Below are 3,994 nucleotides of genomic sequence, written 5' to 3' on the forward strand. Positions count from 1 at the left end.
ATCGCCACCGGTCCGTCAGGAATCGTGAATGAGTGAAGGTACCGCGAAGCGGCGGGTTGGGCTGGCGCAAGGCCCGGGAGTGCAGAGGGCGCGGCCAGGCGTCCTCTGCTCGGTCGCCGCACGAAGGTGCTGCAACTACCTTAGCAAATGGCGAACGAAAGTCGCTCCAGGCTTAACTGAGCGGCATTACGCCATTCATGGCGACCTTTTTTATTACGCGTACTTCACCGTAATCGACGCACTGGCCAGCGCATGGAAATGCACGTTAAAGCCTACCATCGCGCCGCTCGCGCCTTCATCCACATCAATTTTATCCGTATCCAGCGCATGCACCGTAAAGATGTAGCGATGTGATTCGCCTTGCGGTGGCGCCGCGCCGCCGTAGCCGGTTTGGCCAAAATCGGTGCGCGTCTGAATGGCGCTCTCCGGCAGTTCTGCCACACCGGAACCGGCGCCCTGCGGCAACTCGGTGACTTCTGCCGGAATGTTCGCTACCACCCAATGCCACCAGCCGGAACCGGTTGGCGCGTCGGGATCGTAGCAAGTGACCACAAAGCTTTTGGTGCCCGCCGGCACATCATCCCACGCCAGATGCGGTGACACATTGTCGCCCTGGTAACCCATGCCGTTGAAAACGTGTCGCTCTGGCATTTTATCGCCGTCGTTAAAATCCTGGCTAACTACGCGCATGATCGCTCCTTATTGGTTGTGCAGTGCCCTCAATCATGGTGGAAATGCGCCGCAACATCCAGTGCCGCACCGACCGCTTGCGTCAGTTTCGTCAGTTCGGCGGCAGAAATCAGATAAGGTGGCATCAGGTAGATCAATCGCCCAAACGGACGAATCCACACGCCGCGCTCCACGAAGAAGTGCTGCAACGCCGCCATGTTCACCGCCTGATGGGTTTCGATCACGCCAATCGCCCCCAGCACGCGCGCGTCGGCCACCGCGTGATGACCGCGCAGCGGCAGCAGCTCGGCACGCAGCTGCTGTTCAATCTGTGCCACTTGCCACTGCCAATGTCCTTCATTCACCATTTTCAGACTTTCCACCGCCACCGCGCAGGCCAGCGGATTGCCCATAAAGGTGGGACCGTGCATAAAGCAGCCCGCTGCGCTGCGGCTGATGGTATCCGCGACTTCACGCGTGGTCAGCGTGGCGGAGAGCGTCATGGTGCCGCCGGTCAGCGCTTTGCCGAGGCAGAGAATGTCTGGCGTGATGCCCGCATGGTCACAGGCAAAAAGTTTGCCGCTGCGGCCAAATCCGGTGGCGATCTCATCGGCAATCAGCAGCAAACCGTAGCGATCGCACAGCTCGCGTACCTGCTGCAGATAGCGCGGATGGTAGAAACGCATGCCGCCCGCGCCTTGCACAATCGGCTCAAGAATCACCGCCGCAATCTCGCGATAGTGGATTTCGACCAGCTGCGCGAAATCGGCGAAATCCGCCTCATTCCACGCATCATCGAAAGCACACTGCGGCGCGTGGGCGAACAGATGTTCCGGCAGATAGCCGCGCCACAGGCTGTGCATCGAATTTTCCGGATCGCATACCGACATCGCGGCAAAGGTATCGCCGTGATAACCGTGCTTCAGCGTGAGGAATTTCTGTCGCGTTTGGTTGCGTCCCAGCCAGTATTGCAACGCCATTTTCATCGACACTTCGACGGCGATCGAACCTGAATCGGCGAGGAACACGCACTCCAACGCCTCAGGTGTCATGGCAACCAGCTGGCGACTCAGCTCCACCGCCGCCGGATGGGTAATGCCGCCAAACATCACATGCGACATCTGCGTCATTTGCTGCCGCAGCGCCTGGTTGAGGCGCGGATGGTTGTAACCGTGGATCGCCGCCCACCACGACGACATGCCATCGACCAATTCACGTCCATCGGCCAGCTGCAGCTGACAGCCGTGCGCCGCGACAACCGGATAACAGGGCAGGGGATCGCGCATCGACGTATAGGGATGCCAGATATGCTGGCGGTCAAAGTTGAGGTCGTCCTGAGTGAACATGCGAGTTGTAAACCATTTTAAAAAGATTTAGTTTACAAGTATAACCACGTTAATCGTCGGGATGAACCCCCTTTTTCTGGAGTAAGCAATGGCAAACCGCTGGACACTGACACAAGCTCAGGCACTGTTCGATAAACCTTTCCTTGAGTTGATGTTTGAAGCGCAGCAAGTGCATCGTCAACATTTCGATCCACGCCAGGTGCAGGTCAGCACGCTGCTATCGATCAAAACCGGCGCCTGTCCGGAAGACTGTAAATACTGTCCGCAGAGCGCACGCTACAAAACCGGTCTGGAATCAGAACGTCTGATGGAAGTGGATGCGGTGCTGGAATCGGCGCGCAAAGCCAAAGCGGCGGGATCGAGCCGCTTCTGCATGGGCGCGGCGTGGAAAAATCCGCACGAGCGCGACATGCCGTACTTGCAGCAGATGGTGCAGGGCGTGAAAGCGATGGGAATGGAAACCTGCATGACGCTCGGCACGCTAGATGGCAGCCAGGCACAACGTCTCGCCGAAGCCGGGCTTGATTTCTACAACCACAACCTCGACACCTCGCCAGAGTTTTACGGCAACATCATTACCACGCGCAGCTACCAGGAACGTCTGGATACGCTGGATAAAGTGCGCGGCGCGGGCATCAAAGTGTGTTCCGGCGGCATCGTGGGGTTGGGTGAAACGGTGAAGGATCGCGCGGGCTTGCTGGTGCAACTCGCGAATCTGCCAACGCCACCCGAGAGCGTACCGATCAACATGCTGGTGAAGGTCAAGGGCACGCCGCTGGCCGATAACGACGACGTGGAACCGTTCGACTTCATCCGCACCATCGCGGTGGCGCGCATTATGATGCCATCCTCGCACGTGCGCCTTTCAGCCGGTCGTGAGCAGATGAGCGAGCAAACGCAGGCAATGTGCTTTATGGCCGGTGCAAACTCAATCTTCTACGGCTGCAAGCTGCTCACCACGCCAAACCCGGAAGAGGATAAAGATCTGATTCTGTTCCGCAAACTGGGCCTGAATCCGGAGCATACCGCGACAACCGCCGGTGACAACGAGCAACAATATCAGCTCAGCGAGCAGCTGCTTCACGCGGATACCGAGCAGTTCTATAACGCGGCTGTGTAAATGGGCTGGTCACAACGTATTGATGAGGCGCTGGCGGCGCGGCGCGCCGCGGATGGCTGGCGGCTGCGGCGTCCCGTTGAGCACAACAGCGTGCGGGAGATTACGCTCGAAGGGCAGCGTTATCGCCACTTCTCCAGCAATGACTATCTCGGCTTGAGTCAGCATCCGGCGGTGATCGCTGCCTGGCAGCAGGGCGCGGCCGAGACGGGCGCGGGTGCGGGCGCATCCGGTCATGTCACCGGTTACAGCCGCCATCATGCGCAGCTCGAAGCGGAGCTGGCGGACTGGCTGGGCTATTCGCGCGCGCTGCTGTTCATTTCGGGATTTGCCGCCAATCAGGCGGTGATCCATCTGCTGGCGAAAAAGCAGGATCGCATCTTCGCCGATAAGCTGGCGCATGCTTCACTGCTGGATGCCGCCAGCCACAGCCCAGCCAGCCTGCGTCGTTTTGCCCACAATCAGCCGGAAAGTCTGGCGAAGCTGCTGGCAACGCCGTCGGATGGCGGCACGCTGGTGGTGACCGAGGGCGTGTTTAGCATGGATGGCGACAGCGCACCGCTGGCCGAGATTGCCGAACAGACGCGGCGCGGCAACGGCTGGCTGCTGGTGGATGATGCGCACGGCATTGGCGTCACTGGTGCGCAAGGGCGCGGCAGCTGCTGGCAGCAGCAGGTCAAACCGGAACTGCTGATTGTCACCTTCGGCAAAGGGTTTGGCGTCAGCGGCGCGGCGCTGCTGTGCGATGACGCCACTGCCGATTACGTCGAGCAGTTTTCACGCCATCTGATCTACTCCACCGCGATGCCACCGGCGCAGTGCTACGCGTTGCTGGCGGCACTGCGGCAGATTCAACAAGGCG

4 protein-coding genes are annotated in these 3,994 nt (G+C 59.7%); 2 read left to right on the forward strand and 2 right to left on the reverse strand.

Annotation, left to right across the window (positions count from 1 at the left end):
- Positions 1 to 213: 213 nt before the first annotated feature.
- Positions 214 to 690: a kinase inhibitor gene (locus RTM06_RS22525; protein WP_154153292.1), complete on the reverse strand. Its 477-nt coding sequence runs from the start codon at positions 688 to 690 to the stop codon at positions 214 to 216.
- 29 nt (positions 691 to 719) lie between these two features.
- Positions 720 to 2,015 (reverse strand): adenosylmethionine--8-amino-7-oxononanoate transaminase, encoded by a 1,296-nt coding sequence (bioA, locus tag RTM06_RS22530; protein ID WP_312184771.1) that lies wholly within the window; start codon positions 2,013 to 2,015, stop codon positions 720 to 722.
- A gap of 88 nt (positions 2,016 to 2,103) precedes the next feature.
- Here bioA and bioB point away from each other — a divergent pair, with 88 nt between their 5' ends.
- Positions 2,104 to 3,135, forward strand: coding sequence for a biotin synthase BioB (gene bioB / locus RTM06_RS22535; protein WP_007890608.1), 1,032 nt, complete (start codon positions 2,104 to 2,106; stop codon positions 3,133 to 3,135).
- The coding region (locus RTM06_RS22540) for an 8-amino-7-oxononanoate synthase (RefSeq protein WP_312184772.1) at positions 3,136 to 3,994 on the forward strand (859 nt) is incomplete at its 3' end.

This window comes from Pantoea sp. CTOTU46764, assembly GCF_031974595.1.
GTDB lineage: Bacteria > Pseudomonadota > Gammaproteobacteria > Enterobacterales > Enterobacteriaceae > Pantoea > Pantoea trifolii.

Coding starts and splice junctions, on each gene's coding strand:
- RTM06_RS22525 (WP_154153292.1), bottom strand. CDS start 690: ATGCGCGTAGTTAGCCAGGATTTTAACGACGGCGATAAAATGCCAGAG.
- bioA (WP_312184771.1), bottom strand. CDS start 2,015: ATGTTCACTCAGGACGACCTCAACTTTGACCGCCAGCATATCTGGCAT.
- bioB (WP_007890608.1), top strand. CDS start 2,104: ATGGCAAACCGCTGGACACTGACACAAGCTCAGGCACTGTTCGATAAA.